The following is a 23,513-nucleotide window of genomic DNA, read 5'->3' on the forward strand; positions in this document are numbered from 1 at the left end:
GTTTTATCGTTGTTGGTTTTGCGCTGATTGTTGCGCGTTGCGTTTGTTCTGGTCAGGCACCAGACGATAGAAGGTCTCACCGGGCTTAATCATGCCCAGCTCATTGCGTGCACGCTCCTCGATCGCTTCCGAGCCGCCATTGAGGTCATCAATTTCGGCAAACAGCTGATCGTTGCGCGATTTCAGTTTGGCATTGTTAGCCTGTTGCACCGCGACATCATCATTGACGCGCGTATAGTCGTGGATGCCATTTTTCCCCAGCCACAATGAATATTGCAGCCAGCCGAGCAGCACCAGTAACAGTAACGTCAGTTTTCCCATCCCGCCCCCTAAAAACGGCCCAATCATCCCATAACTTTGCACAGGACTCCACACCAGCGGAGAAAATGGCGCGCTTTGCCGCGCGTCTGCGCAAAATATGAATCAGCAGCGATTCCGGGGGGAAAAGATTTGTAACCGGCCGATGCGTTTGCACATCAGCGCAGGGGCATCAGCGCTTACCAGCCGGAGAGAAAAGAGAACATTAACCAGAAGAGGGAGACCACCAGAATCACGGTGGCGAGTGCGGTCCAGAGCCACTGTCCGCTGAGCAGGGTATTCAGGGCAATACCGGCGACCACCGCAACCGGCAGCAGCGCCAGAAAGAATGGCCAGGTATAAAGAAAGAAAAACAGCGTGTTAGAGCCGAACAGCAGGAACGGGATCGCCAGCGCACACCAGTAAGCGAGAAAGCCGATCACGCAGCCCGGCAGCAATGAGCGCGGCTCATCCGGGGCAGTGTCATCTTTACGAGCGAGCAGTGGGGTTATGTTCTGCATAGGCATCCTGTTGGTGCGAGGGCGGCAAATCAGAGACGATTTGCCGCTGTCTCTTCAGGATCTGATGATATCGCGGTCACGCAGCAGGTCTAACAATTGGGCGGCCAGTTTTGTAACCAATTGTTCGCCATCCAGCTGAATTTCCGGGCTCTCCGGGGCTTCGTAAACGCTGTCGATGCCGGTGAAGTTTCGCAGTTCTCCGGCCCGGGCTTTGCGGTATAACCCTTTAGGATCGCGCGCCTCGCACACCGCTAACGGCGTATCGACAAACACCTCGATAAACTGTCCCGGTTCCAGCAGATCGCGCACCATCTGCCGCTCGGCGCGATGCGGTGAAATAAAGGCGGTGAGCACCACTAATCCGGCATCCACCATCAGTTTCGCCACTTCGCCGACACGACGGATATTCTCTTTACGGTCGTCATCGCTGAAACCGAGGTCACGGCACAGGCCGTGACGCACATTATCCCCATCCAGCAGATAGGTGCTGACACCGATGCGGTGCAGCGCCTGCTCCAGCGCACCGGCGACCGTGGATTTCCCCGAGCCTGACAGCCCGGTGAACCACAGCACCACGCCCTGATGGCCGTGCTGCTGTTCGCGTGCCGCGCGGGTGACCGGATGGTCATGCCACACCACGTTGTCGTCGTGCTGCGCCATTATTGACCGCCCAGCAGATCGCGCGCGTTCCAGTGCGGGAAGTGACGGCGCACCAGCGCATTCAGTTCCAGCTCAAAGGCGCTGAACTCACCTGTATTGACCGGCACATCCTGGTTGGGCTGATGGATCATGCCCGCCCCGACCGTGACGTTGCTCAGGCGATCGATAAAGATCATGCCGCCGGTCACCGGGTTCTGCTGATAGCTGTCGAGCACCATCGGTTCATTGAAGACGATCTCAATGCGACCGATTCCGTTCAGCGGCAGCGCCTCGACCTGATGGGTCGCCAGCGAGTTGATGTCGACCTGGTGCAGCACCTTTTCGACCCGGCCACGGGTTTTCTTACCGGCGATTTTCAGATCGTAGCTCTGACCCGCCTGCAGCGGCTGCTCCGCCATCCACACCACGTCAACGCTGGCCGACTGCACTGCCGTCAGCGTTTCACTGGCGTCCACCAGCAGATCGCCACGGCTGATATCAATCTCATCCTGCAGCACCAGGGTAATCGCCTCCCCTGCTCCCGCGTCCTGCAGATCGCCATCAAAGGTCACAATGCGGGCAATCGTTGACTCCACGCCAGACGGCAGCACTTTAACGCGCTGACCCACCTGCACGCTGCCTGACGCCAGGGTACCGGCATAGCCACGGAAATCGAGGTTAGGACGGTTCACATACTGCACCGGGAAGCGCATCGGCTGATGGTCGACAACGCGCTTCAGCTCCACGGTCTCCAGCACGTCCAGCAGCGTCGGGCCGGTGTACCACGGCATGGTCTGGCTGGCCGTCGCAACGTTGTCCCCTTCCAGCGCCGACATCGGCACAAAGCGGATGTCGAGATCGTCCGGCAGCTGGGCGGCGAAATCGAGATAATCCTGTTTGATCGCCTCGAAGCGCTCCTGACTGTAGTCCACCAGATCCATCTTGTTGATCGCCACCACCAGGTTTTTAATGCCCAGCAGCGTCGAGATAAAGCTGTGACGACGGGTCTGATCCAGCACGCCTTTACGCGCGTCGATCAGCAGGATCGCCAGGTCGCAGGTGGAGGCCCCGGTCGCCATGTTGCGGGTGTACTGCTCATGGCCCGGCGTGTCGGCAATAATGAATTTACGCTTTTCGGTCGAGAAGTAGCGGTAGGCCACGTCGATGGTAATGCCCTGCTCACGCTCCGCCTGCAGACCGTCAACCAGCAGCGCCAGATCGAGCTTCTCGCCCTGGGTGCCGTGACGTTTGCTGTCGTTGTGCAGTGAAGAGAGCTGGTCTTCATAGATCTGACGGGTGTCGTGCAGCAGACGCCCAATCAGGGTACTTTTTCCATCGTCCACGCTGCCGCAGGTCAGAAAACGCAGCAGGCTCTTGTGTTGCTGAGCGGTCAGCCAGGCTTCAACGCCGCCCTGGTCGGCAATCTGTTGTGCAATTACGGTATTCATCTGGCGTCTCCTTAGAAATAACCCTGGCGTTTTTTCAGTTCCATCGAACCGGACTGGTCGCGGTCGATCATGCGGCCCTGACGCTCACTGGTGGTGGACACCAGCATCTCTTCGATGATCTCCGGCAGCGTCTGCGCTTCGGATTCCACTGCGCCGGTCAGCGGCCAGCAGCCGAGTGTACGGAAACGAACCATCCGTTGGGTGATCTCTTCACCCGGCTGCAGATTGATACGATCGTCATCAATCATCATCAGCATGCCGTCACGCTCCAGCACCGGACGCGGCGCGGCGAGATAGAGCGGCACGATCTCGATGTTTTCCAGGAAGATGTACTGCCAGATATCCAGTTCGGTCCAGTTCGACAGCGGGAAAACGCGGATGCTTTCGCCCTTGTTGATCTGACCGTTGTAGTTGTGCCACAGCTCAGGGCGCTGGTTTTTCGGGTCCCAGCGATGGAAGCGGTCACGGAACGAGTAGATACGCTCTTTGGCGCGCGACTTCTCTTCATCGCGACGTGCGCCGCCGAAGGCCGCGTCAAAACCATATTTGTCCAGCGCCTGCTTCAGCCCTTCCGTTTTCATGATATCGGTGTGTTTGGCGCTGCCGTGGACAAACGGGTTAATGCCCATCGCCACCCCTTCCGGGTTGCGGTGAACGATCAGCTCGGCACCCATCGCTTTCACGGTGCGGTCACGGAATTCATACATCTCGCGGAATTTCCAGCCGGTGTCCACATGCAGCAACGGAAACGGCAGCGTGCCCGGATAGAACGCTTTGCGTGCCAGGTGCAGCATGACCGAAGAGTCTTTGCCGATGGAGTACATCATCACCGGGTTGCTGAACTCTGCAGCCACTTCGCGAATGATATGGATGCTCTCCGCCTCCAGCTGACGCAGATGAGTGAGTCGTTTTTGGTCCATGATTTTCCCTCAAGCCAGATTGACAACGGCGGACTCGCGAGCCCCCTGCTGTGCTGAATGTTTAAACCAGGCGAGTTGCCCGTGCAGATTAACCACCTCTCCGATCACCAGCAGCGCCGGAGTAGGTGCCGAGGCGGCCAGCGCCTCAAGGTGTTCTAAGGTGCCGGTCAGCACCTGCTGATCCTGACGGGTGCCGCGACTGATCACCGCCACCGGCGTTGATGGTGCACGACCATGCTGAATCAGCGCCGCGCTGATAGCAGCCGCTTTAACCGTGCCCATGTAGATCGCCAGCGTCTGACGCGCACGCGCCAGCGATGGCCAGTCAATATCATCGCCATCGGGACGGCAGTGACCGGTAATAAACATCACGCTCTGGGCATAGTCGCGGTGGGTCAGCGGAATCCCGGCATAGGCCGTCGCACCGGCAGCCGCGGTGACGCCCGGCACCACCTGGAACGGCACGCCCGCCTGATGTGCCGCCTGCAGCTCTTCGCCGCCGCGGCCAAAGATAAAGGGATCGCCGCCCTTGAGGCGGACAACGCGCTTACCTTTCAGCGCCAGTGAAACCAGCAACTGATTAATCTCTTCCTGCGGCAACGTATGCGCGCTGGCGCGTTTACCGACGCAGATGCGGTCGGCGTCACGACGCACCAGGTCCAGCACCTCTTCGCTGACCAGATGGTCATAGAGCACCACATCGGCTAACTGCATTACCTGCAGGCCACGCAGCGTCAGGAGGCCGCTGTCGCCCGGCCCGGCACCGACCAGAAAGATCTCGCCCTGACGGGTTGGCTCTTCCAGCAGTTCACGATCCAGCGTGCGCTTCGCCTCTTCGACGTTACCGGCGGACATCTGACTGGCGAACAGACCGTCGAAGGCCCGCTCCCAGAAACGCCGACGATCGGACATCCGGCTGAAGCGCTGTTTGACCTTATCGCGCCAGAGTCCGGCTACCTCCGCCATCTGACCCAGACTGGCGGGCAGCAGCGTTTCGATTTTTTCGCGCAGCATGCGCGCCAGTACCGGCGCGGTGCCGCTGGAGGAGATCGCTACTACCAGCGGTGAGCGATCGACAATCGACGGGAAGATAAAGGTGCATTTGGGCTGGTCGTCGACCACGTTAACCAGCTTATGCCGCGCGTTAGCGGCTTCAAAAACCTGGGTGTTGAGATGGTTATCGTCGGTGGCAGCAATCACCAGGAAAACGCCATCCAGCTGGGACGGATCAAATTCGGTCGCCACCCACTCCAGCTCCTGCTTATCCAGCAGTTCCTGCAGTTCCGGGCAGAGTTCACGAGAGGCGATCTGAACACGCGCGCGCGCGCGACGCAGCAGTTCAATTTTTCGCGCCGCAATATCTCCACCGCCGACAACCAGAACCGGGCGGCCAGAGAGATCGGCAAAAAGAGGCAAATAGTCCACGTTAACCCTGATGTTTTAACTTTGTATTAACGGGACTATACGTCGCTGAGTTTATCCAGATGAAATTACGAATTGGAATGAGTAGTTACCGAATGGAATAACGGTGGCGCAAAGCACAGAACAATTTGATCTTAACAGATGAAATGTAATGGCTTTTTCGTGAACAGGCTCACAGATTCCTCCGCACCTGCTGCGCTGCAAAAGCAGATAAGTGCCAGCGCAAAGGCCTGCCTCTCTGTGCCGGAGGCGACAGCGCCCGATTCCACTAACAGGATTGCGGAACAAAAAGCGTATAATACGCCCGGCATGAGCGGCCCTGGCCCCTGTACAGGCCCGCTCCGGACAAATAAAAAAAAGGATGCACTATGTTTTGTTCCCTCCGTCTGAGGGTTGCCACTCTTTTGTCTGGCGCACTCCTCTCCCCGCTGGCACTGGCCACGCCGCCCGGCCAGTTTGCCGAGCAGCAGGTCCGGCACATCGCCACCTTTTTCCCGGGCCGGATGAGCGGCAGCCCGGCCGAGCTGATGGCGGCTGACTATCTGCAGCAGCAATTTACCGCGCTGGGTTATCAGACCAATACCCGCCAGTTCAACACCGGTTACAACTGGCAGGAAGAGGATGGCTCGCGGCGCTGGCACAAGCTGACCGCCACCTCGGTCATTGCCGCACGCGCCGGCAGCGTGCCGCAGGAGATCCTGATCGTGGCCCATCTGGATACCTGGACGCCGCTGAACAGCGCTCAGGTTCACCGCAATCTGGGCGGCCTGCGTCTGCAGGGGGTGGATGATAACGCCTCAGGGCTGGGCGTGATGCTGGAGCTGGCGCAGCAGCTGAGTCAGAAACCGCTGCACTATGGCGTCCGCTTTGTGGCATTGAGCGCCGGAGAAGCCGATCTGCACGGCATGGATGACTACGTGGAGCGGATGAGCGCGCGTGAGAAGAAGAACACCTTGCTGGTCATCGACCTCAACAGCCTGATCACCGGCGATCATCTCTATTTTAACAGCGGCATGAATACGCCCCGGGCGGTACGCAAGCAGACCAGCGATCGGGCGCTGCTGCTGGCCCGCCAGCTCGGCATTCCCGCCGCCAGTCATCAGCTGACCCGCAAAGATGTCAGCGGGCTGAATGCCTTTGACAGGGCGGGTTTTCCGCTGCTGGATGTGACCGCCAGTAACTGGACGCTGGGAAATAAAGATGGCGCGCTGCAGCGTCACCGCAGCCGCCACTTTCCCGATGGTGTCACCCGCCATCAGACTGACCTGGATAATCTGAACTACCTTGACCGCTGGCTGCCGGGTCAGATAGCCCGACGAACCCATGACAGTGTCAGCGTGCTGCTGCCGCTGCTCAGAGAACTGACCAATCCCAACGTGTGAGGATCTAACATGTACGTCGTCTTTCTGAATTACATTCGGCCGGTAGAGGAAGTTGAAACCCTGCTGGCTGGCCATATCGACTGGCTCAATCGCTATTTTGACGCGGACATTTTTATTGCGGCGGGACGGAAAGATCCGCGCACCGGCGGGATGCTGCTGGTGAGGGATATTGAGTGTGAACGGCTGGAGGCGATCTTAGCGGAAGATCCTTTTGTCGCCGTGGCGCAGTATGAGGTGACAAAGGTGAATGTCACGCGGGCAGCGGAAGCCTTCAGTGGCTTAACCGGCGTCTGAGTTCGGGCAGTGACGCCCTTCTCTCCCCCCAGCCAGGGGGGAGAAAAGAGGCGCAGGATTCAGCCTTCGTGCAGGCCGCACTCACGCTTGAGACCGAAGAAGCGGGTCTCTTCTTCTGCCATACCCGGTTCCCACTTGCGGGTGGTGTGGGTATCGCCCACCGAGAGATAGCCCTCATCCCACAGCGGATGGTATTTCAGCTTGTGCTGTTCCAGATACTGATGAATCTTCCGGTTATCCCAGTCGATAATCGGCAGCACCTTAAAGACGCCGCGCTGCACGCCCAGCACCGGCAGATTCGCCCGGCTGCCCGACTGATCGCGGCGCAAACCGGCAAACCAGGTCTGCGCGCCCAGGGTTTCCAGCGCGCGGTTCATCGGTTCGACTTTGTTGATCTCGTTGTACTTCTCAATCCCCTCGACGCCCTGCTCCCACAGTTTGCCGTAGCGCGCTTCCTGCCAGGCCGGGGAGGTTTCGGCGCGGAACACTTTGAGGTTGAGATTGAGCTGGTCAGCCAGCTCATCAATAAAACGGTAAGTCTCCGGGAAGAGATAGCCGGTGTCGGTCAGGATCACCGGAATATCGGGCTGCTGACGCGTCACCAGGTGCAGCGACACCGCGGCCTGAATACCGAAGCTGGAGGAGAGCACATAGGCGCCCGGCAGATGCTCCAGCGCCCAGCTGACCCGCTCTTCTGCTGACGCCTTCTCCAGCTGCGCATTGGTCGCCGCCAGCGCCATTGCACGCTGGACTTTGGACATCTCATTCAGTGTTGCGAGGTCAGGATGACTCATTTTGCCTCCTCCCAAAAGTCGCGTGCCGGGTCCAGCACCGGCGCGACAATGCCCGCGCGGATGGTGAAGTCACCAAAGCCTTCTGCGGCCTGGCGCTCGGTGGCCCAGCGTCCCACCAGCTCATCAATGGTGGCGAGAATTTCGCTTTCGTTAATGTTCTCACGGTACATGCGGGGAATACGCGTTCCGGTGCGGTTTCCGCCCAGATGCAGGTTATAGCGGCCTGGCGCTTTACCCACCAGACCCAGCTCTGCCAGCATGGCACGACCACAACCGTTCGGACAACCGGTAACGCGTAACACTATGTGCTCATCACCGACGCCGTGCGCATGCATGATGCCCTCGACTTTGGTCACGAAGGCAGGCAGGAAGCGTTCTGCTTCCGCCATCGCCAGCGGACAGGTCGGGAAGGCCACGCAGGCCATCGAGTTTTCGCGCTGCGGCGTGACGTGATCCATCAGACCATGTTCACGGGCAATCGCTTCAATCTTCGCTTTCTCGCTCTCCGGCACGCCCGCCACAATCAGGTTCTGGTTGGCGGTCAGGCGGAAATCGCCCTGATGGACTTTCGCAATTTCGGCAATGCCGCTCTTCAGCGGACGGCCTGGATAGTCGAGCAGGCGACCATTCTCGATAAACAGCGTCAGGTGCCATTTATTGTCGATGCCTTTAATCCAGCCAATGCGATCGCCACGGGTGGTGAATTCATACGGGCGGATCGGCTCAAAGGTCACGCCGGCACGTTTTTCCACTTCCGCCTTAAAGGTCTCGACGCCCACGCGCTCCAGGGTGTACTTGGTTTTGGCGTTTTTACGGTCGGTACGGTTACCCCAGTCGCGCTGGGTGGTGACGACCGCTTCAGCCACGTCGAGGATCTTATCCACCGGGAAGTAGCCAAACTCGCTGGCGGTGCGTGCGTAGGTCGCTTTGTTGCCGTGCTCGATCGACAGGCCACCGCCCACCAGCAGGTTAAAGCCCACCAGCTTGCCATTTTCAGCGATCGCCACGAAGTTCAGATCGTTGGCGTGCAGATCCACGTCGTTGTGCGGCGGGATCACCACCGTCGTTTTGAACTTACGCGGCAGATAGGTTTCACCGAGGATCGGCTCTTCATCGGTGGTCGCGATCTTTTCCTTATCCCACCAGATCTCGGCATAGGCACGGGTGCGCGGCAGCAGATGCTCAGAGAGCTTCTTCGCCCACTCATACGCTTCCTGATGCAGTTCCGACTCAACCGGGTTCGAGGTGCAGAGCACGTTACGGTTGACGTCGTTGGCGGTCGCCAGCGCGTCCAGCCCCACTTCGTGCAGCATCTGATGCGTCGGCTTCACGTTCTTTTTCAGAATGCCGTGAAACTGGAAGGTCTGACGGTTAGTCAGACGGATGCTGCCATAAAGGGTTTTGTCGGTGGCAAATCTGTCGATAGCCAGCCACTGGGTCGGCGTAATGATCCCGCCCGGCAGACGGCAGCGCAGCATCATGGCGTGGCGCGGCTCCAGCTTCTGCTCAGCACGCTCGGCGCGGATGTCGCGATCGTCCTGCTGGTACATGCCGTGGAAACGGATCAGCAGGAAGTTATCGCCGGTAAATCCACCGGTCAGCCCCTCTTCCAGATCTTCTTTAATAGTGCCGCGCAGATAGTTGCTCTGCTTCTTCAGACGCTCGGCGTCGGTTAATTTGCCTTCTACAACCAGCGGTCCAGGGTGTTTATCGCTCATTAGTAAACGTCTCGCTGATAACGGCGCTCAATGCGCAGCTCACTTAAAAATTCGTCGGCCGTTTCACGATCCATTCCGCCGTGTTCGACCACCACATCCAGCAATGCCTGCTCGACGTCTTTTGCCATGCGATTGGCGTCGCCACAGACATAAAGATGCGCGCCCTCCTGAATCCAGCGCCACACTTCAGCACCTTTCGCGCGGATCTTATCCTGAACGTAAATCTTTTCAGCCTGATCGCGTGACCAGGCGAGGTCGATATGGGTCAGCAGACCATCCTTCACATATTTCTGCCACTCGACCTGATAGAGGAAATCCTCGGTGAAGTGGGGATTGCCAAAGAATAGCCAGTTTTTGCCGCCCGCACCGTCGTTATCGCGCTGCTGCATAAAGGCGCGGAAGGGAGCGATGCCGGTGCCCGGCCCGATCATGATGACCGGAGCATCCGGATCGGCCGGCAGGCGGAAGTTGTCGTTATGTTCGATGAACACCCGGACCTCGCCCTCTTCTTCGATCCGATCGGCCAGCCAGGTGGATGCACCGCCGCCACGCTGGCGACCTTCAATATCAAAGCGAACGGCACCCACGGTGATATGCACTTCGGTATCGGTCTCTGCCTGAGAGGAGGCGATAGAGTAGAGTCGCGGCGTCAGCGGACGCAGCAGGCCGGTCAGCTGTTCTGCGCTGAGCTCAGACGGAGCCAGGCGCACCATGTCGACGATGGGGTACTGCTGCGCATAGTGCTGCAGTCTGGCTTTATCATCCACCAGAGCCAGCAGTTCGGCGTTACGCGACAGCTGAGCGTACTGCGCAACAATCTGCGCCGTGTTCACCGTCAGTTCGAAATGCTTCTGCAGCGCCTCGGCCAGCGGCAGCGTGCTGCCCTGAACCTCAACCGGTTCATCGCCTTTCAGCCAGACCAGCTCCAGCAGTTCGCTGACCAGCGCCGCGTCGTTTTCATACCAGACGCCCAGCGCATCGCCGGGCTGGTAGCGCAGACCGGAGTCGCCCAGATCGATTTCGATATGGCGCACATCTTTGTCGGAATCGCGTCCGGTGATTTTCTGATTCACCGCCAGGCTGGCGCTGAGCGGCGCCTCTTTGCTGTAGGGGCTGGTGGTCACTTCGTTGACGCTGCCTGCCACTGTCGCGGCCGCCTGCGCCGGCGATTCGGTCGGCACCCGCGCTTTGAGGATCGCTGTCAGCGCACTGCGCCAGGCCGTGGCCTGCTCCGCATACTCGACATCCGCATCCACGCGATCAAGCAGGCGCTCGCCGCCCAGCTCGGCCAGACGGCTGTCAAAATCTTTGCCCGCCTGACTGAAGAATTCATAGGAGGTGTCGCCCAGGCCAAACACGGCAAAGGCGGCCCCCTCCATTTTCGGTGCCTTTTTCGACATCAGGAACTTATGCAGCGCCACCGCCTCTTCAGGCGGTTCGCCCTCGCCCTGGGTCGAGGTAACGACGACCAGCATCTTTTCCTGGCCAATCTGTTTGAACTTGTAATCACCGGCGTTCACCAGGTTGACATTCAGCTTCGCGGCCAGCAGGTCATCACGCAGCTGCTCGGCCAGACGACGGGCATTGCCGGTCTGTGAGGCGGAAAGCAGTGTGATAACCGGTGCTTCAGCGGCCGCCGCAGGCGGTGTGCTGCTGGCGACGGCGCTACCCGGTGCCTGTTCTACCCTGCCCCAGAAATAGCCTGACAGCCACGCCAGTTGAGTCGGGGAATAATCTGTCGTCGCCGCCTGTAAGCGGGCGAGTTGTTCCGGAGAGAGCGGAAGCATTGAACCAGGTGCCTGAGTCGTCATCGCGTTAAAAATTCCAGTATCAGAAGTCCGGACCGTAAAATGGCGGAAGAGTGCGTAGGTTACCGGGCTGTATATTAACGATTAAATACGCCTTCGACATATCAAATAACCAAAATGACTAAATGGTTTTTCAGGTAGGATTAATCAGCAAAAGTGGTAAGCAAAGCGGCGCTATATCAGTTAATTAGCTGGACATCAGAGGAAGAGGGGTGAAGAAAAAGAACGCTTCGTGCGCAGCGGGTGCGAAAAAAGCGGTAATCAGGTAGAATCCAGCGGTTTTTTAATGTCTGAGAACCACTATGTCTACCACCCTGTTTAAAGAATTCCAGTTCGAGGCCGCGCACCATCTTCCGAATGTGCCGGCCGGACACAAATGTGGCCGTCTGCACGGTCATTCGTTCCTGGTTCGTCTGGAGATTACCGGCGAAGTGGATGCGCATACCGGCTGGGTTATGGATTTTGCTGAACTGAAAGCGGCGTTTAAGCCGGTCTACGATCGGCTGGACCACTACTACCTGAACGATATTCCCGGCCTGGAAAATCCCACCAGCGAAGTGCTGGCGAAATGGATCTGGGATCAGATGAAGCCGCAACTGCCGCTGTTAAGCGCGGTCATGATCAAAGAAACCTGTACTGCGGGCTGCGTTTACCGCGGCTGACCCTGTCGGATCGAATCCTTCGATCCGACGCGGCTCCCCTTTTTCGCCTCTGCTATCCCCTGCTCTGCACGCCCCCCTCCGCGCGCAGAAACCGCCGCGATGAAAATCAGGCGATATTGAGATATTTGTGGGTCTGCATCGACAGACGCCAGTTGCGGGCGATGCAGGTCTCAATGCAGAGGCGGGTCGCCTCCTCTTTGCGGCTGATGGGCTGAAGCGCGATGATGCGCGGTTTGCTGTCCTCAATGCCCGCCAGTAGTTCATCCAGTGCCTCGACATCACGCTGGCGCGCCACCGGATGTTTGATTTCATCAGCCCGGCTCAGGGCCTGCGGCAGCACGTCGTAGCCGCCGCGCATGTTCACCTTCGGCGACACCGTCACCCAGGTCTGTTCAGAGCAGTGGATTTCGTGAGTGCCACTGGTCTCAATCTGGCACTGAAAACCCTGCTGCTCCAGCGCAGCGGTTAACGGACGCAGATCGTATATCGCCGGTTCACCGCCGGTAATCACCACGTGCCGCGCCGTCCAGCCCTGCTGTTCGATGGCGCGAAGCAGGGTCGCCGCGTCGGCATCGCCCCAGGCATCACTCTCCACCGTTTTAATCAAAATGTCGCCCAGCGAGGTTTCCCGATCTGCCCGTTTGTCCCAGGTATGTTTGGTATCGCACCAGCTACAGCCCACCGGGCATCCCTGCAGGCGGATAAAGAGAGCAGGCACGCCGGTGTAGTAACCTTCGCCCTGCAGTGTCTGGAACATTTCGTTAATCGGGTAGAACATTTTTTACTCGCCTGGATAAATCGGGGCGCTGATTATGGCAGATTTGTCGCGCAGCTCAACCACGCGTTGTGCCTTTTCTCCGCGCGCAGGGAAGTGCACGGGCCGGCAGGATTGCCGCTTGATCGGGCCCTGCCATCCGTGACTGTACACTGCATAAACAAAAAGCCCCGCACAGGGCGGGGCTTTCTGTTTATGCGATGCCACGCAACGTGGCATCAGCACCGGGTCATTACTGACCTTTAACTTCTTTCAGACCGTTGAATGGCGCTTTAGAACCCAGCGCTTCTTCGATACGGATCAGCTGGTTGTACTTAGCAACACGGTCAGAGCGGCTCATTGAACCGGTTTTGATCTGGCCTGCTGCAGTACCAACCGCCAGGTCAGCGATGGTCGCATCTTCGGTTTCACCTGAACGGTGAGAGATCACCGCAGTGTAGCCCGCGTCTTTCGCCATTTTGATCGCAGCCAGAGTTTCGGTCAGAGAACCGATCTGGTTGAATTTGATCAGGATGGAGTTAGCGATACCTTTTTCGATACCTTCTTTCAGGATTTTGGTGTTGGTTACGAACAGGTCATCACCCACCAGCTGGATTTTGTCGCCCAGAACTTTGGTCTGGTAAGCGAAGCCGTTCCAGTCAGATTCGTCCAGGCCATCTTCGATAGAGACGATCGGATACTGTTTAGTCAGATCTTCCAGGAAGTGGGTGAACTCTTCAGAGGTGAACGCTTTACCGCCTTCACCGGCCAGAACATATTTGCCATCTTTGTAGAACTCAGATGCCGCACAGTCCATCGCCAGTGTGATGTCTTTGCCCAGCTCGTAGCCTGCTGCTTTTACCGCTTCTGCGATAACAGCCAGTGCTTCAGCGTTGGAACCCAGGTTTGGTGCGTAGCCGCCTTCGTCACCGACAGCGGTGCTCATGCCTTTGCTTTTCAGCACTTTTGCCAGGTTGTGGAACACTTCAGAACCCATACGGATGGCTTCTTTCACGTTAGCTGCGCCAACCGGCTGAATCATGAACTCCTGGATGTCGACGTTGTTGTCGGCATGTTCGCCACCGTTGATGATGTTCATCATTGGCAGAGGCATAGAGTATTTGCCTGGGGTGCCGTTCAGTTCAGCGATGTGCTCATACAGTGGCTGACCTTTAGACGCCGCCGCCGCTTTTGCCGCTGCCAGGGAAACAGCCAGAATGGCGTTTGCACCGAAGTTAGATTTGTTCTCAGTACCGTCCAGGTCGATCATGATCTTGTCGATGTTCGCCTGATCTTTCGCGTCTTTGCCTTTTACCGCTTCAGCAATCGGACCGTTTACTGCAGCAACGGCTTTGGTTACGCCTTTGCCCAGGAAACGTGATTTGTCACCGTCACGCAGTTCCAGCGCTTCGCGTGAACCGGTAGAGGCACCTGATGGCGCAGCGGCCAGGCCTACGAAACCGCCTTCCAGATGCACTTCAGCTTCAACAGTCGGGTTACCACGTGAGTCGATAATTTCGCGACCGATGACTTTTACGATTTTGGACATTACGATTTTCCTCAGTACAAGTTAGTCAATCCTAAGACAAACAACGCGCGAAAAGTTCGCGCGCTGTTTGTGAAATTTACTTCGCTAAACGCTTCTGATGCTCATGCGCGGCTTTCACAAAGCCGGCAAACAACGGATGGCCGTCGCGTGGTGTCGAGGTGAACTCCGGGTGGAACTGGCAAGCCACAAACCACGGGTGGTTCGGGATCTCGATGATCTCAACCAGCTGATCATCACCAGAGCGACCCGCCACGCGCAGACCGGCTGCTTCAATCTGCTTTAACAGCATATTGTTGACTTCGTAGCGGTGGCGATGGCGCTCAACGATGGTGTCAGAGCCGTAGAGCTGGCGAACCTGGCTGCCCGGCGTTAACTGACACTGCTGGCTGCCCAGACGCATGGTGCCGCCCAGATCGCTCTGCTCGCTGCGGACTTCGACGTTGCCCTCTTCGTCACGCCATTCGGTGATTAACGCCACCACCGGGTATTTACAGTCTGGCACAAATTCGGTGGAGTTGGCGCCCGGCATCCCGGCGACATTGCGCGCAAACTCCATCAGCGCGACCTGCATGCCCAGGCAGATACCCAGGTACGGCACATTGTTTTCACGCGCATACTGCGCGGTCATCAGCTTGCCTTCCACACCGCGGTAACCGAAGCCACCCGGAATCAGAATCGCATCCAGATCTTTCAGCAATTCGACACCGCGTGATTCCACATCCTGCGAATCGATCAGTTTGATGTTCACGGTCACGCGATTTTTCAGGCCGCCATGTTTCAGCGCTTCGATCACGGACTTGTAGGCATCCGGCAGCTCAACATACTTGCCCACCATACCGATGGTGACTTCGCCACCCGGATTGGCTTCTTCGTAAATCACCTGCTCCCACTCGGCCAGGTTGGCTTCCGGTGCGTTCAGGTTGAAGCGCTTGCAGATATAGTCATCCAGGCCCTGCGATTTCAGCATGCCAGGAATCTTGTAGATGGAATCGACGTCCTTCAGCGAGATAACCGCTTTTTCAGGGACGTTACAGAACAGGGCGATTTTGGCGCGTTCGTTAGCCGGTACGGCACGGTCAGAACGGCAAATCAGCACGTCTGGCTGGATACCGATCGACAGCAGCTCTTTCACAGAGTGCTGAGTCGGTTTGGTTTTCACCTCACCCGCCGCCGCCATATAAGGCACCAGCGTCAGGTGCATGTACATGGTGTGCTCGCGGCCCACATCGACGGCCATCTGACGAATCGCTTCCAGGAACGGCAGCGATTCGATATCGCCTACCGTGCCGCCGATTTCGACCAGCACGACATCATGACCTTCGCCGCCTTCAATGATGCGCTCTTTGATGGCGTTGGTGATGTGCGGGATAACCTGAATGGTTGCGCCCAGATAGTCGCCCCGGCGCTCTTTGCGCAGGACATCTGAGTAGATACGACCCGTGGTGAAGTTGTTGCGACGCGTCATTTTGGTGCGGATGAAGCGCTCGTAGTGACCCAGATCCAGGTCAGTTTCGGCGCCGTCGTCAGTGACGAAAACTTCGCCGTGCTGCGTCGGGCTCATGGTGCCTGGATCCACGTTGATATACGGGTCCAGCTTCATGATGGTCACGTTCAGACCACGGGCTTCGAGAATGGCTGCGAGGGAGGCTGCGGCAATGCCTTTACCCAGAGAGGAAACGACCCCGCCGGTCACAAAAATATAATTCGTTGTCATGCTGAACCTGAGAGTTTAGGTTTAAAGACGGTGGAATAACCAGGACGGGAAAACAGTATACTGGAAACCGCTATCAGCCACAATTGATGAATCACAGCCATCCTCCAACGCATTGCTGCGGCTAACATAGCGGATAGCCGCCAAAGAAATGTTGACGTGCGTCACAAAGTTGATGGCACGCTGAATCGTGTAAGCGCAAACGGCGACTTTATGCACAGCGCTGGAATAATCATCACTTCTCTCCGGCTTTGACCTGCTGCCAGGCGGCCTCCATCTGTTCCAGCGTCGCACCCGGCATACTCAGTCCCTGCGCGGCAATGATCGCTTCCACCGCGCGGAAGCGGCGCTCAAACTTGTCGTTGGCCTTCTGCAGTGCGGTTTCTGCTTTGCTGCCCAGATGGCGCGACAGGTTGACGGTGGCAAACAGCAGATCGCCAATCTCCTCTTCCAGTTTTTCGCTGTCCACCACGCTCTGCTGCGCCTCGTGCATGACCTCATCAATCTCTTCATGCACTTTCGCCACCACCGGCCCCAGGGTGGTCCAGTCGAAGCCGACATTATGGCAACGCTTCTGGATTTTATGGGCGCGCATCAGCGCAGGCAGTGCTTTGGGGATATCGTCCAGCGCCGAATGCTGCGCTTTCTCTGCCCGTTCGGCGCTCTTAATCGCTTCCCAGTTTTTCAGCACCTCCGTGCTGGTTTCCGCTGTGGCCTCGCCAAAGATGTGCGGATGACGGCGCTCCAGCTTGTCGCTGATGGCGTGGCAGACATCCTCAAAGTTGAAGCGATCCGCTTCGCTCGCCATCTGGGCATAAAAGACCACCTGAAACAGCAGGTCGCCCAGCTCGCCGCGCAGGTCGCTGAAATCTTCGCGCTGGATGGCGTCCAGCACCTCATAGGTCTCTTCCAGCGTATAGGGCGCGATGGTGGCAAAGGTCTGTTCACGATCCCACGGACAGCCATGCTCGGGATCGCGCAGGGTTTTCATAATGCCAAGCAGGCGCTCAATAGCGTTCATTCGGGTAGATCCTTGATTGATGGTCAGATGACAGGAAACAGAGAGGCGCATGGCAGGCGCTGACGGATGCAGTAACGCGCGTCCGGCAGCGCCCCGGGGTGCAGATTGCGCCCGCGCAACCGCACGCTGCCGGTTGCCGCAGGGCCTGACTGACAATCAGTGCAGGCGACGGGCGTCAATGATATCAGAGACCTGGTTCAGGCGCGCCAGGACACGTCCCAGTACCTGATGGTTGTAGATCTCGATGTCCATGTCGATGGTGGCGAGCTGTTTTTTGGTGTCGCTGCGGCTGGACACGCCCAGCACATTCACTTTCTCATTGGCAAGAATGGTGGTGATGTCGCGCAGCAGCCCGCTGCGATCGTTGGCCGTCACCCGCACCACCAGCGAATAGCCGCTGGAGTAGCTTTCGCCCCACACCGCATCGACGATGCGTTCCGGGGCGTGTGAGATCAGTTCGGCCAGCTGGTCGCAGTCGGCGCGGTGGATAGAGATGCCGCGTCCCTGGGTGATGAAACCGACAATATCGTCGCCCGGGATCGGCTGGCAGCAGCGGGCGATATGGTGCATCAGATTGCCCACCCCTTCCACGACCACGCGCCCGCTCTCTTTGCGCGCCGGCGGAGTGTAGGCTTTCTGCGTCAGCTGGCGCAGCGCCTCACGATCTTCCTCTTCGGCGCTCGGCTTATTCAGCTTCGCCTGCAGGAAGTTCACCATCTGATTAAGACGAATATCGCCGCCGCCAATCGCCGCCAGCAGCTCTTCAAGCGAGGTCACGTTATAGCGCGGCAGCAGCAGTTTTTCCGCCTCGCGCAGGCTGATATCGAACTGGTTCAGCTCGTTATCCAGAATCTGCCGTCCGGCGGCAATGTTCTTGTCGCGATCCTGCTTGCGGAACCAGTTGTGGATCTTCGAGCGTCCGCGGCTGGTGGTGATGTAGCCCAGGTTCGGGTTGAGCCAGTCGCGACTCGGGTTCGGCTGCTTCTGGGTAATCACCTCAACCTGGTCGCCCATCTGCAACTGATAGGTAAACGGCACAATGCGGCCGCCGATTTTTGCGCCGATGCAGCGGTGACCGATGTCGCTGTGAATATGGTAGGCAAAGTCGAGCGGTGTCGATCCGGCGGGCAGATCCACCACGTCCCCTTTCGGGGTAAAGACGTAGACCCGGTCATCAAACACCTGGCTGCGCACCTCTTCAAGCAGCTCGCCCGAGTCCGCCATCTCCTCCTGCCAGCTGATCAGCTTACGCAGCCAGGCGATGCGCTCTTCGTGGCCGGCAGCGCCACGCGCGCTGCTCGAGGTTGGGCCCTCTTTGTATTTCCAGTGCGCCGCCACCCCCAGCTCCGCATCTTCATGCATCTGGCGGGTACGGATCTGAATCTCCACCGTTTTGCCCTGCGGGCCTAACACCACGGTATGAATCGACTGATAGCCGTTGGGTTTCGGGTTGGCGACGTAGTCATCAAACTCGCTGGGCAGATGGCGATAGAGCGTATGCACCGTGCCCAGCGCGCCGTAGCAATCCTGCAGGCGATCGGCCACGATGCGCACCGCCCGCACATCAAACAGCTCATCAAAGGCCAGCGACTTTTTCTGCATCTTACGCCAGATGCTGTAGATATGTTTCGGACGACCGTAGACCTCGGCGCGCACGCCCTCTTTGGCCATCTCTTTGCGCAGGTTGCTGACGAAGTTGTCGATATACTGCTCGCGGTCGATACGCCGCTCATGCAGTAACCGGGCGATATGCTTGTATTCGTCGGGATGCAGGTAGCGGAAGCAGTAATCTTCCAGCTCCCATTTGAGCTGACCGATGCCGAGACGATTGGCCAGCGGAGCATAGATGTTGGTGCTCTCTTTGGCCGCCAGCACCCGCTCATCTTCCGGCGCATCTTTCATTTCGCGCAGGTTCATGATGCGTTCGGCCAGCTTCAGCACCACGCAGCGGAAATCTTCGACCATCGCCAGCAGCATACGGCGGACGTTATCGACCTGTTCAGAGGCCATGGAGTCGTTGTGAATCGCTTTCAGCTGGCGGATGGCGTCCATGTCGCGCACGCCGTGCACCAGCGAGACGATGCCTTTGCCGACGGCGGTTTCCAGCTCCTCCTCACTCACCACTTCATCGTTAGCCAGCGGGAAGATCAGCGCCGCACAGAGGCTTTCGATATCCATGCTGAGCATGGAGAGGATTTCCACCATCTCGATCCCGCGCCACAGCAGCAGCGACTGATCGGGATGGTCCTGCGTCTGCGCTTCACAGTAGCGCCAGGTATCGGCAACGCGTTGACATGATTGCGGATTGGCGATACCGAGACTGGCGATCCACTGGTCGAGGGCAAATTCCCCCTCAGTATTTAAATGCGCACTTCTGACCGCAACCATAACCTCTCCTGCACAACGACATACATCGCTTATGTTTTTCTGAACAGCACCATGGATTCGAGATGACGGGTATGAGGGAACATATCCAGCATCGCGACCCTTTCCAATTGGTAGCCTGCCGACAGCAAGACCTGACTGTCGCGGGCGAGTGTTGTTGGATTACACGACACATAGACCACGCGTTCTGGCGCAAGTTTAACCACATGTGCCATCACGCCCGCAGCCCCGGCGCGTGCCGGATCGAGTAATACCTTGTTAAATCCCTGTGCCGCCCACGGCTGGCGCGACACCGTCTCTTCCAGATTATGCTGAAAAAAACTGACGTTTTTAAGATTATTCGAATCAGCATTATACGCTGCCTGCCGCACTAATGCTGCAACCCCCTCCACACCAACCACATTTTGTACGAAGATTCCTATAGGAAGTGTGAAGTTTCCCATGCCGCAAAAGAGATCCAGAACCCGGTCTTCCGGTTGCAGATCGAGCCAGGCTATCGCCTTTGCCACCATCTGCTGATTCACCGCATCGTTAACCTGAATAAAGTCCTGTGGACTGAAGGTTAGCTTAAGCTGGTGAGAGTGATAAAAAGGTATCTGAGTCGTTAGCGACGTTAACCCTTCATCACCCGCATCCAGGAAGAGCATCAGCTGATGCTTATGCGAAAACTGTTCCAGTTTTTCACGGTCGTCCGGGTGCAGCGCATCAAGATGGCGCAGGATCATTAGCGGGCCGTTATCCGCCAGCACCAGTTCCACATGACCGAGACGCCTGACGGCGCGCAGTGCACTCAGGCAGTGGTGCAGCGGCACCAACAATGCCTCAAGTTCGGGCACTAAAACGGGGCAGTGCTGAATATCGACCAGATCGTTGCTCGCCTCCTGGCGGAACCCCATCTGCAGCCGCTGCGCTTTATTCTGCCACTGCAGACCCAGACGGGCGCGACGCCGGTAGCCCCAGGATTCACCGGCGATCACCTCCTCCACCGCGATCGTCTGCGCGGCGGCCTGGCTCAGCATCCGGCTCAGCGCCTGAGCTTTGCTCTGCTGCTGCAGCTCCACCTCTGCATGCTGCTGCTGGCAGCCACCGCAGCGATCAAAGTGGGGACAGCGCGGTGCGACGCGCGCCGGACTGCGGCTGAGCAGCCGTTTCACTTTCCCCCGGGCAAACTGGCGTTTATCCTCTGTCAGCGTGATCTCCGCCTGCTCACCCGGCAAGGCACCGGCGACAAAAATCGTTTTGCCTTTGTGACGCGCCACGCCCTGCCCGAACGGATCGAGCTCATCGATGGTGACGGTGATCCGCTGTTGTGTCGCCACGCGCTGTTTTGCAACGTAAAATTGCGCCATAGTGTTATCAGTTCTCTTTATCGAAACGACCTGCACGGTGCTGTCGACAGGATGTGCAGGGAGGTTAATGCCGGAGTAGCCAGGCGACTATTATGACCAAATACAGCCTGCGGGCGCGAATGATGATTTTAATTCTGGCACCCACGCTGATGGTTGGCCTGCTGCTCAGCTCATTTTTTGTGGTCCATCGCTACAATGAACTGCAGCGCCAGGTAATCGATGCTGGGGCGAATATCATCGAACCGCTGGCGATCTCCAGCGAATACAGCATGACCTGGGACGATCGCGATGCGATGCGGGAGCTGGTGAGTTTACTGCACCGCCGCCACTCCGGCATCGTCCGGGCGATCTCGGTGTTCGATAATCATAACCAGCTCTACGTCACCTCCAATAACCGGCAGAACCTCAGCCTGCTGCAGCAGGAGGATATCCACGCCCTGCCCGATGATGTCTCCATGGAGCGTCACGGTAATCTGTTGATTCTGCGCACGCCGATCACGGCCGAGCGCTACGATCTGGATGAATTGCCCGATGAAAAGGTCAAACCCTCGGGCAACCCCCTGGGCTATGTGGCGATTGAACTCGATCTGCAGTCGGTGCGCCTGCAGCAGTATAAAGAGGTGTTTGTCGCGACCCTGATGCTGCTCTTCTGCCTCTGCCTTGCGATGCTGTTTGCCTATCGTCTGATGCGTGATGTAACCGGCCCGATCCGCAATATGGTGACCACCGTTGACCGCATCCGTCGCGGTCAGCTCGACAGCCGCGTTGAGGGGTACATGCTGGGCGAACTCAGCACGCTGAAAAACGGCATCAACGCCATGGCGATGTCGCTGACCGCCTATCACGAAGAGATGCAGCATAACATCGACCAGGCGACGTACGATCTGCGGGAAACGCTGGAACAGCTGGAGATACAGAACGTCGAACTGGATCTGGCGAAGAAGCGCGCTCAGGAAGCGGCGCGCATCAAATCGGAGTTTCTGGCAAACATGTCGCACGAGCTGCGAACGCCGCTTAATGGCGTGCTGGGCTTTACCCGCCAGATGCTGAAAACTCAGCTGCGCACGACCCAGCGCGACTACATGCAGACCATCGAGCGCTCGGCCAACAACCTGCTCAGCATCATTAACGACGTGCTCGATTTTTCGAAGCTGGAAGCGGGCAAGCTGATGCTGGAGGCGATCCCCTTCCCCCTGCGTGCCACCCTGGATGAGACCCTGGTGCTGCTGGCCCCGTCGGCGCATGACAAGGGGCTGGAGCTGACGGTGGTGTGCGACAGCAGCGTGCCGGACAACGTCATCGGCGATGCGCTGCGCCTGCAGCAGATTCTGATCAACCTGATTGGCAACGCCATCAAGTTTACTGAACAGGGCCATATCGGCCTGCGCGTCACGCAGCGCGTTATGACCCAGACGCGCGTCGAGCTGGAGATTCAGGTAGAGGATAGCGGCATCGGTATCTCTGAGCAGCAGCAGACGCAGCTGTTTCAGGCGTTCCGCCAGGCCGATGCCAGTATTTCGCGCCGTCATGGCGGCACCGGGCTGGGGCTGGTCATCACCCAGAAACTGGTGCGGGAGATGGGCGGGGATATCACCTTCAGCAGCCAGCCGGATCAGGGCTCTACCTTTGTGATTCGCGTGCAGCTGGATCTCAACCCCAACGCGCCCGGTATGCCGCGCGTGCTGGAAGCGCTGTCCCAGTCCCGCATCGCCTATGTCGAGGCGGATGCCACCGTTGCCCGCGCGGCGCTGGAGATGCTGAGCGCCACGCCGTTGCAGATTGACTACAGCGAAACGCTGGAGGGCCTGCCGGCGTCCCACTATCCCCTGCTGCTGATGGCAATGCCGGTCAGCATCAGCCAGCCCGAGCTGCTGAACGAGGGGAGGATCAATGCGCTGCTGGATCGGGCAGACAATGTACTGATGGCCCTGCCCAGCCCGATGATGCTGCTGGCTGATGAACTGAAGGTGCGCGGCATTGACGGCTGCATTGCGAAGCCGATCTCCCTGACGCGACTCCTGCCGATGCTGCTGGATCTGCACACCCGCCAGATCAGCGAGCTGCCCTTCTCCCCGCGCCTGCCGCTGACGGTGATGGCAGTGGATGATAACCCTGCCAACCTCAAGCTGATTGGTGCGCTGCTGGAGGAGCAGGTGCAGAATATCCTGCTGTGCAGCAGCGCCGAACACGCTATCCGCGAGGCGCGCCAGCAGTCGCTGGATGTGATTCTGATGGATATTCAGATGCCTGACATCGATGGCATTCGCGCCAGCGAAATCATCCGTGGTCTGCCGCTGCACGCCACGACCCCCATCGTGGCGGTGACCGCTCACGCCATCGATGGCGAACGCGAGCAGCTCATCAAAGCGGGCATGAATGACTATCTTGCCAAACCGATTGATGAGAGCAAGTTAAGGCAGCTGCTGGCGCGCTATACGCCCGCACCGGTGGTCGCCGTGCCGGAACTGCCGCCGATACTGCCGACGCTGGACTGGCAGCTGGCACTGCGGCAGGCGGCGAATAAACCCGACCTGGCACGGGATCTGCTGCGGATGCTGCTGGAGTTTTTACCGGAAGTCCACGCGAAGATGGCGCAGTTTATGGCCGCCAATGAGGTCACGGCCCTGCGGGAGATTATTCACAAGCTGCACGGCAGTGCCAGCTACAGCGGCGTGCCGCGCATGAAGCAGCTCTGCCACCAGCTGGAGAGAGAGCTCCTGCAGGCCAGCGATATCGCCGCCCTGGAGCCGGAACTGCTGGAGCTGCAGGATGAGATGGAGAACGTGGCGCGTGAAGCCCGGCAGCTGCTGGGCATCGGGTAATCCGGGGCTGGCCGCAG

At 58.3% G+C, this 23,513-nt stretch carries 19 protein-coding genes; 4 read left to right on the top strand and 15 right to left on the bottom strand.

Annotation, left to right across the window (positions count from 1 at the left end):
• Nucleotides 1–3 precede the first annotated feature (3 nt).
• From ftsB to cysG, 6 genes are all read right to left on the bottom strand, one after another.
• Nucleotides 4–321 carry a cell division protein FtsB gene (gene ftsB / locus CKF42_RS11195; RefSeq protein ID WP_009086936.1) on the bottom strand — a complete coding sequence of 106 codons (318 nt, stop codon included), beginning with the start codon at nt 319–321 and terminating at the stop codon, nt 4–6.
• Between the two features lie 176 nt (nt 322–497).
• Nucleotides 498–818, bottom strand: a complete 321-nt coding sequence (locus CKF42_RS11200; RefSeq protein ID WP_009086937.1) for a DUF3561 family protein — start codon at nt 816–818, stop codon at nt 498–500.
• A gap of 54 nt (nt 819–872) precedes the next feature.
• Nucleotides 873–1,478 (bottom strand): adenylyl-sulfate kinase, encoded by a 606-nt coding sequence (gene cysC, locus CKF42_RS11205; RefSeq protein ID WP_046102454.1) that lies wholly within the window; start codon nt 1,476–1,478, stop codon nt 873–875.
• A complete protein-coding gene (gene cysN / locus CKF42_RS11210) occupies nt 1,478–2,905 on the bottom strand; it encodes a sulfate adenylyltransferase subunit CysN (protein WP_111208209.1) in 1,428 nt (475 codons plus the stop codon). Before cysN ends, cysC begins: the two co-directional genes overlap by 1 nt.
• A gap of 11 nt (nt 2,906–2,916) precedes the next feature.
• Entirely contained in the window at nt 2,917–3,825 is a 909-nt protein-coding gene (gene cysD, locus CKF42_RS11215) for a sulfate adenylyltransferase subunit CysD (RefSeq protein ID WP_009086943.1), read from the bottom strand.
• Nucleotides 3,826–3,834: 9 nt separating this feature from the next.
• Nucleotides 3,835–5,250 (bottom strand): siroheme synthase CysG, encoded by a 1,416-nt coding sequence (cysG, locus tag CKF42_RS11220; RefSeq protein ID WP_111208210.1) that lies wholly within the window; start codon nt 5,248–5,250, stop codon nt 3,835–3,837.
• Nucleotides 5,251–5,615: 365 nt separating this feature from the next.
• Between cysG and CKF42_RS11225 the strand changes: the two genes are divergently transcribed.
• Both CKF42_RS11225 and CKF42_RS11230 read left to right on the top strand, forming a co-directional pair.
• Nucleotides 5,616–6,629 (top strand): aminopeptidase, encoded by a 1,014-nt coding sequence (locus CKF42_RS11225; protein ID WP_033736029.1) that lies wholly within the window; start codon nt 5,616–5,618, stop codon nt 6,627–6,629.
• A gap of 9 nt (nt 6,630–6,638) precedes the next feature.
• Entirely contained in the window at nt 6,639–6,923 is a 285-nt protein-coding gene (locus CKF42_RS11230) for a YciI family protein (RefSeq protein ID WP_111208211.1), read from the top strand.
• Between the two features lie 59 nt (nt 6,924–6,982).
• On the opposite strand, the gene CKF42_RS11235 is transcribed toward CKF42_RS11230, so the two are convergent.
• The 3 genes from CKF42_RS11235 to cysJ are packed head-to-tail and all read right to left on the bottom strand — an operon-like array spanning nt 6,983 to nt 11,246.
• Nucleotides 6,983–7,717 carry a phosphoadenylyl-sulfate reductase gene (locus tag CKF42_RS11235; protein ID WP_111208212.1) on the bottom strand — a complete coding sequence of 245 codons (735 nt, stop codon included), beginning with the start codon at nt 7,715–7,717 and terminating at the stop codon, nt 6,983–6,985.
• Nucleotides 7,714–9,435 carry an assimilatory sulfite reductase (NADPH) hemoprotein subunit gene (cysI, locus tag CKF42_RS11240; protein WP_009086953.1) on the bottom strand — a complete coding sequence of 574 codons (1,722 nt, stop codon included), beginning with the start codon at nt 9,433–9,435 and terminating at the stop codon, nt 7,714–7,716. The genes CKF42_RS11235 and cysI overlap by 4 nt, the downstream gene beginning before the upstream one ends.
• Nucleotides 9,435–11,246, bottom strand: a complete 1,812-nt coding sequence (cysJ, locus tag CKF42_RS11245) for an NADPH-dependent assimilatory sulfite reductase flavoprotein subunit (protein ID WP_009086955.1) — start codon at nt 11,244–11,246, stop codon at nt 9,435–9,437. Before cysJ ends, cysI begins: the two co-directional genes overlap by 1 nt.
• A 299-nt stretch (nt 11,247–11,545) precedes the next feature.
• Between cysJ and queD the strand changes: the two genes are divergently transcribed.
• Nucleotides 11,546–11,905 carry a 6-carboxytetrahydropterin synthase QueD gene (gene queD / locus CKF42_RS11250; protein ID WP_009086958.1) on the top strand — a complete coding sequence of 120 codons (360 nt, stop codon included), beginning with the start codon at nt 11,546–11,548 and terminating at the stop codon, nt 11,903–11,905.
• A gap of 106 nt (nt 11,906–12,011) precedes the next feature.
• Here queD and queE read toward each other — a convergent pair whose 3' ends face one another.
• The 6 genes from queE to rlmD all read right to left on the bottom strand — a co-directional run bounded on the left by queE (nt 12,012) and on the right by rlmD (nt 20,674).
• A complete protein-coding gene (gene queE, locus CKF42_RS11255) occupies nt 12,012–12,683 on the bottom strand; it encodes a 7-carboxy-7-deazaguanine synthase QueE (RefSeq protein WP_111208213.1) in 672 nt (223 codons plus the stop codon).
• Nucleotides 12,684–12,912: 229 nt separating this feature from the next.
• Nucleotides 12,913–14,208 (bottom strand): phosphopyruvate hydratase, encoded by a 1,296-nt coding sequence (gene eno / locus CKF42_RS11260; RefSeq protein WP_009086962.1) that lies wholly within the window; start codon nt 14,206–14,208, stop codon nt 12,913–12,915.
• 76 nt (nt 14,209–14,284) lie between these two features.
• Nucleotides 14,285–15,922 carry a glutamine hydrolyzing CTP synthase gene (gene pyrG / locus CKF42_RS11265; RefSeq protein WP_009086964.1) on the bottom strand — a complete coding sequence of 546 codons (1,638 nt, stop codon included), beginning with the start codon at nt 15,920–15,922 and terminating at the stop codon, nt 14,285–14,287.
• A 232-nt stretch (nt 15,923–16,154) separates the two neighbouring features.
• Nucleotides 16,155–16,940 carry a nucleoside triphosphate pyrophosphohydrolase gene (gene mazG, locus CKF42_RS11270; protein WP_009086966.1) on the bottom strand — a complete coding sequence of 262 codons (786 nt, stop codon included), beginning with the start codon at nt 16,938–16,940 and terminating at the stop codon, nt 16,155–16,157.
• 156 nt (nt 16,941–17,096) lie between these two features.
• Nucleotides 17,097–19,328, bottom strand: a complete 2,232-nt coding sequence (relA, locus tag CKF42_RS11275; protein ID WP_009086968.1) for a GTP diphosphokinase — start codon at nt 19,326–19,328, stop codon at nt 17,097–17,099.
• Nucleotides 19,329–19,357: 29 nt separating this feature from the next.
• Nucleotides 19,358–20,674 carry a 23S rRNA (uracil(1939)-C(5))-methyltransferase RlmD gene (gene rlmD, locus CKF42_RS11280; protein WP_111208214.1) on the bottom strand — a complete coding sequence of 439 codons (1,317 nt, stop codon included), beginning with the start codon at nt 20,672–20,674 and terminating at the stop codon, nt 19,358–19,360.
• Between the two features lie 92 nt (nt 20,675–20,766).
• On the opposite strand from rlmD, the gene barA reads away from it, so the two are divergent.
• Nucleotides 20,767–23,496, top strand: a complete 2,730-nt coding sequence (gene barA / locus CKF42_RS11285; protein WP_009086972.1) for a two-component sensor histidine kinase BarA — start codon at nt 20,767–20,769, stop codon at nt 23,494–23,496.
• Nucleotides 23,497–23,513 lie beyond the last annotated feature (17 nt).

The sequence above is a fragment of the Pantoea sp. ARC270 genome (genome assembly GCF_003236725.1).
GTDB classification, from domain to species: Bacteria; Pseudomonadota; Gammaproteobacteria; order Enterobacterales; family Enterobacteriaceae; genus Pantoea; species Pantoea anthophila.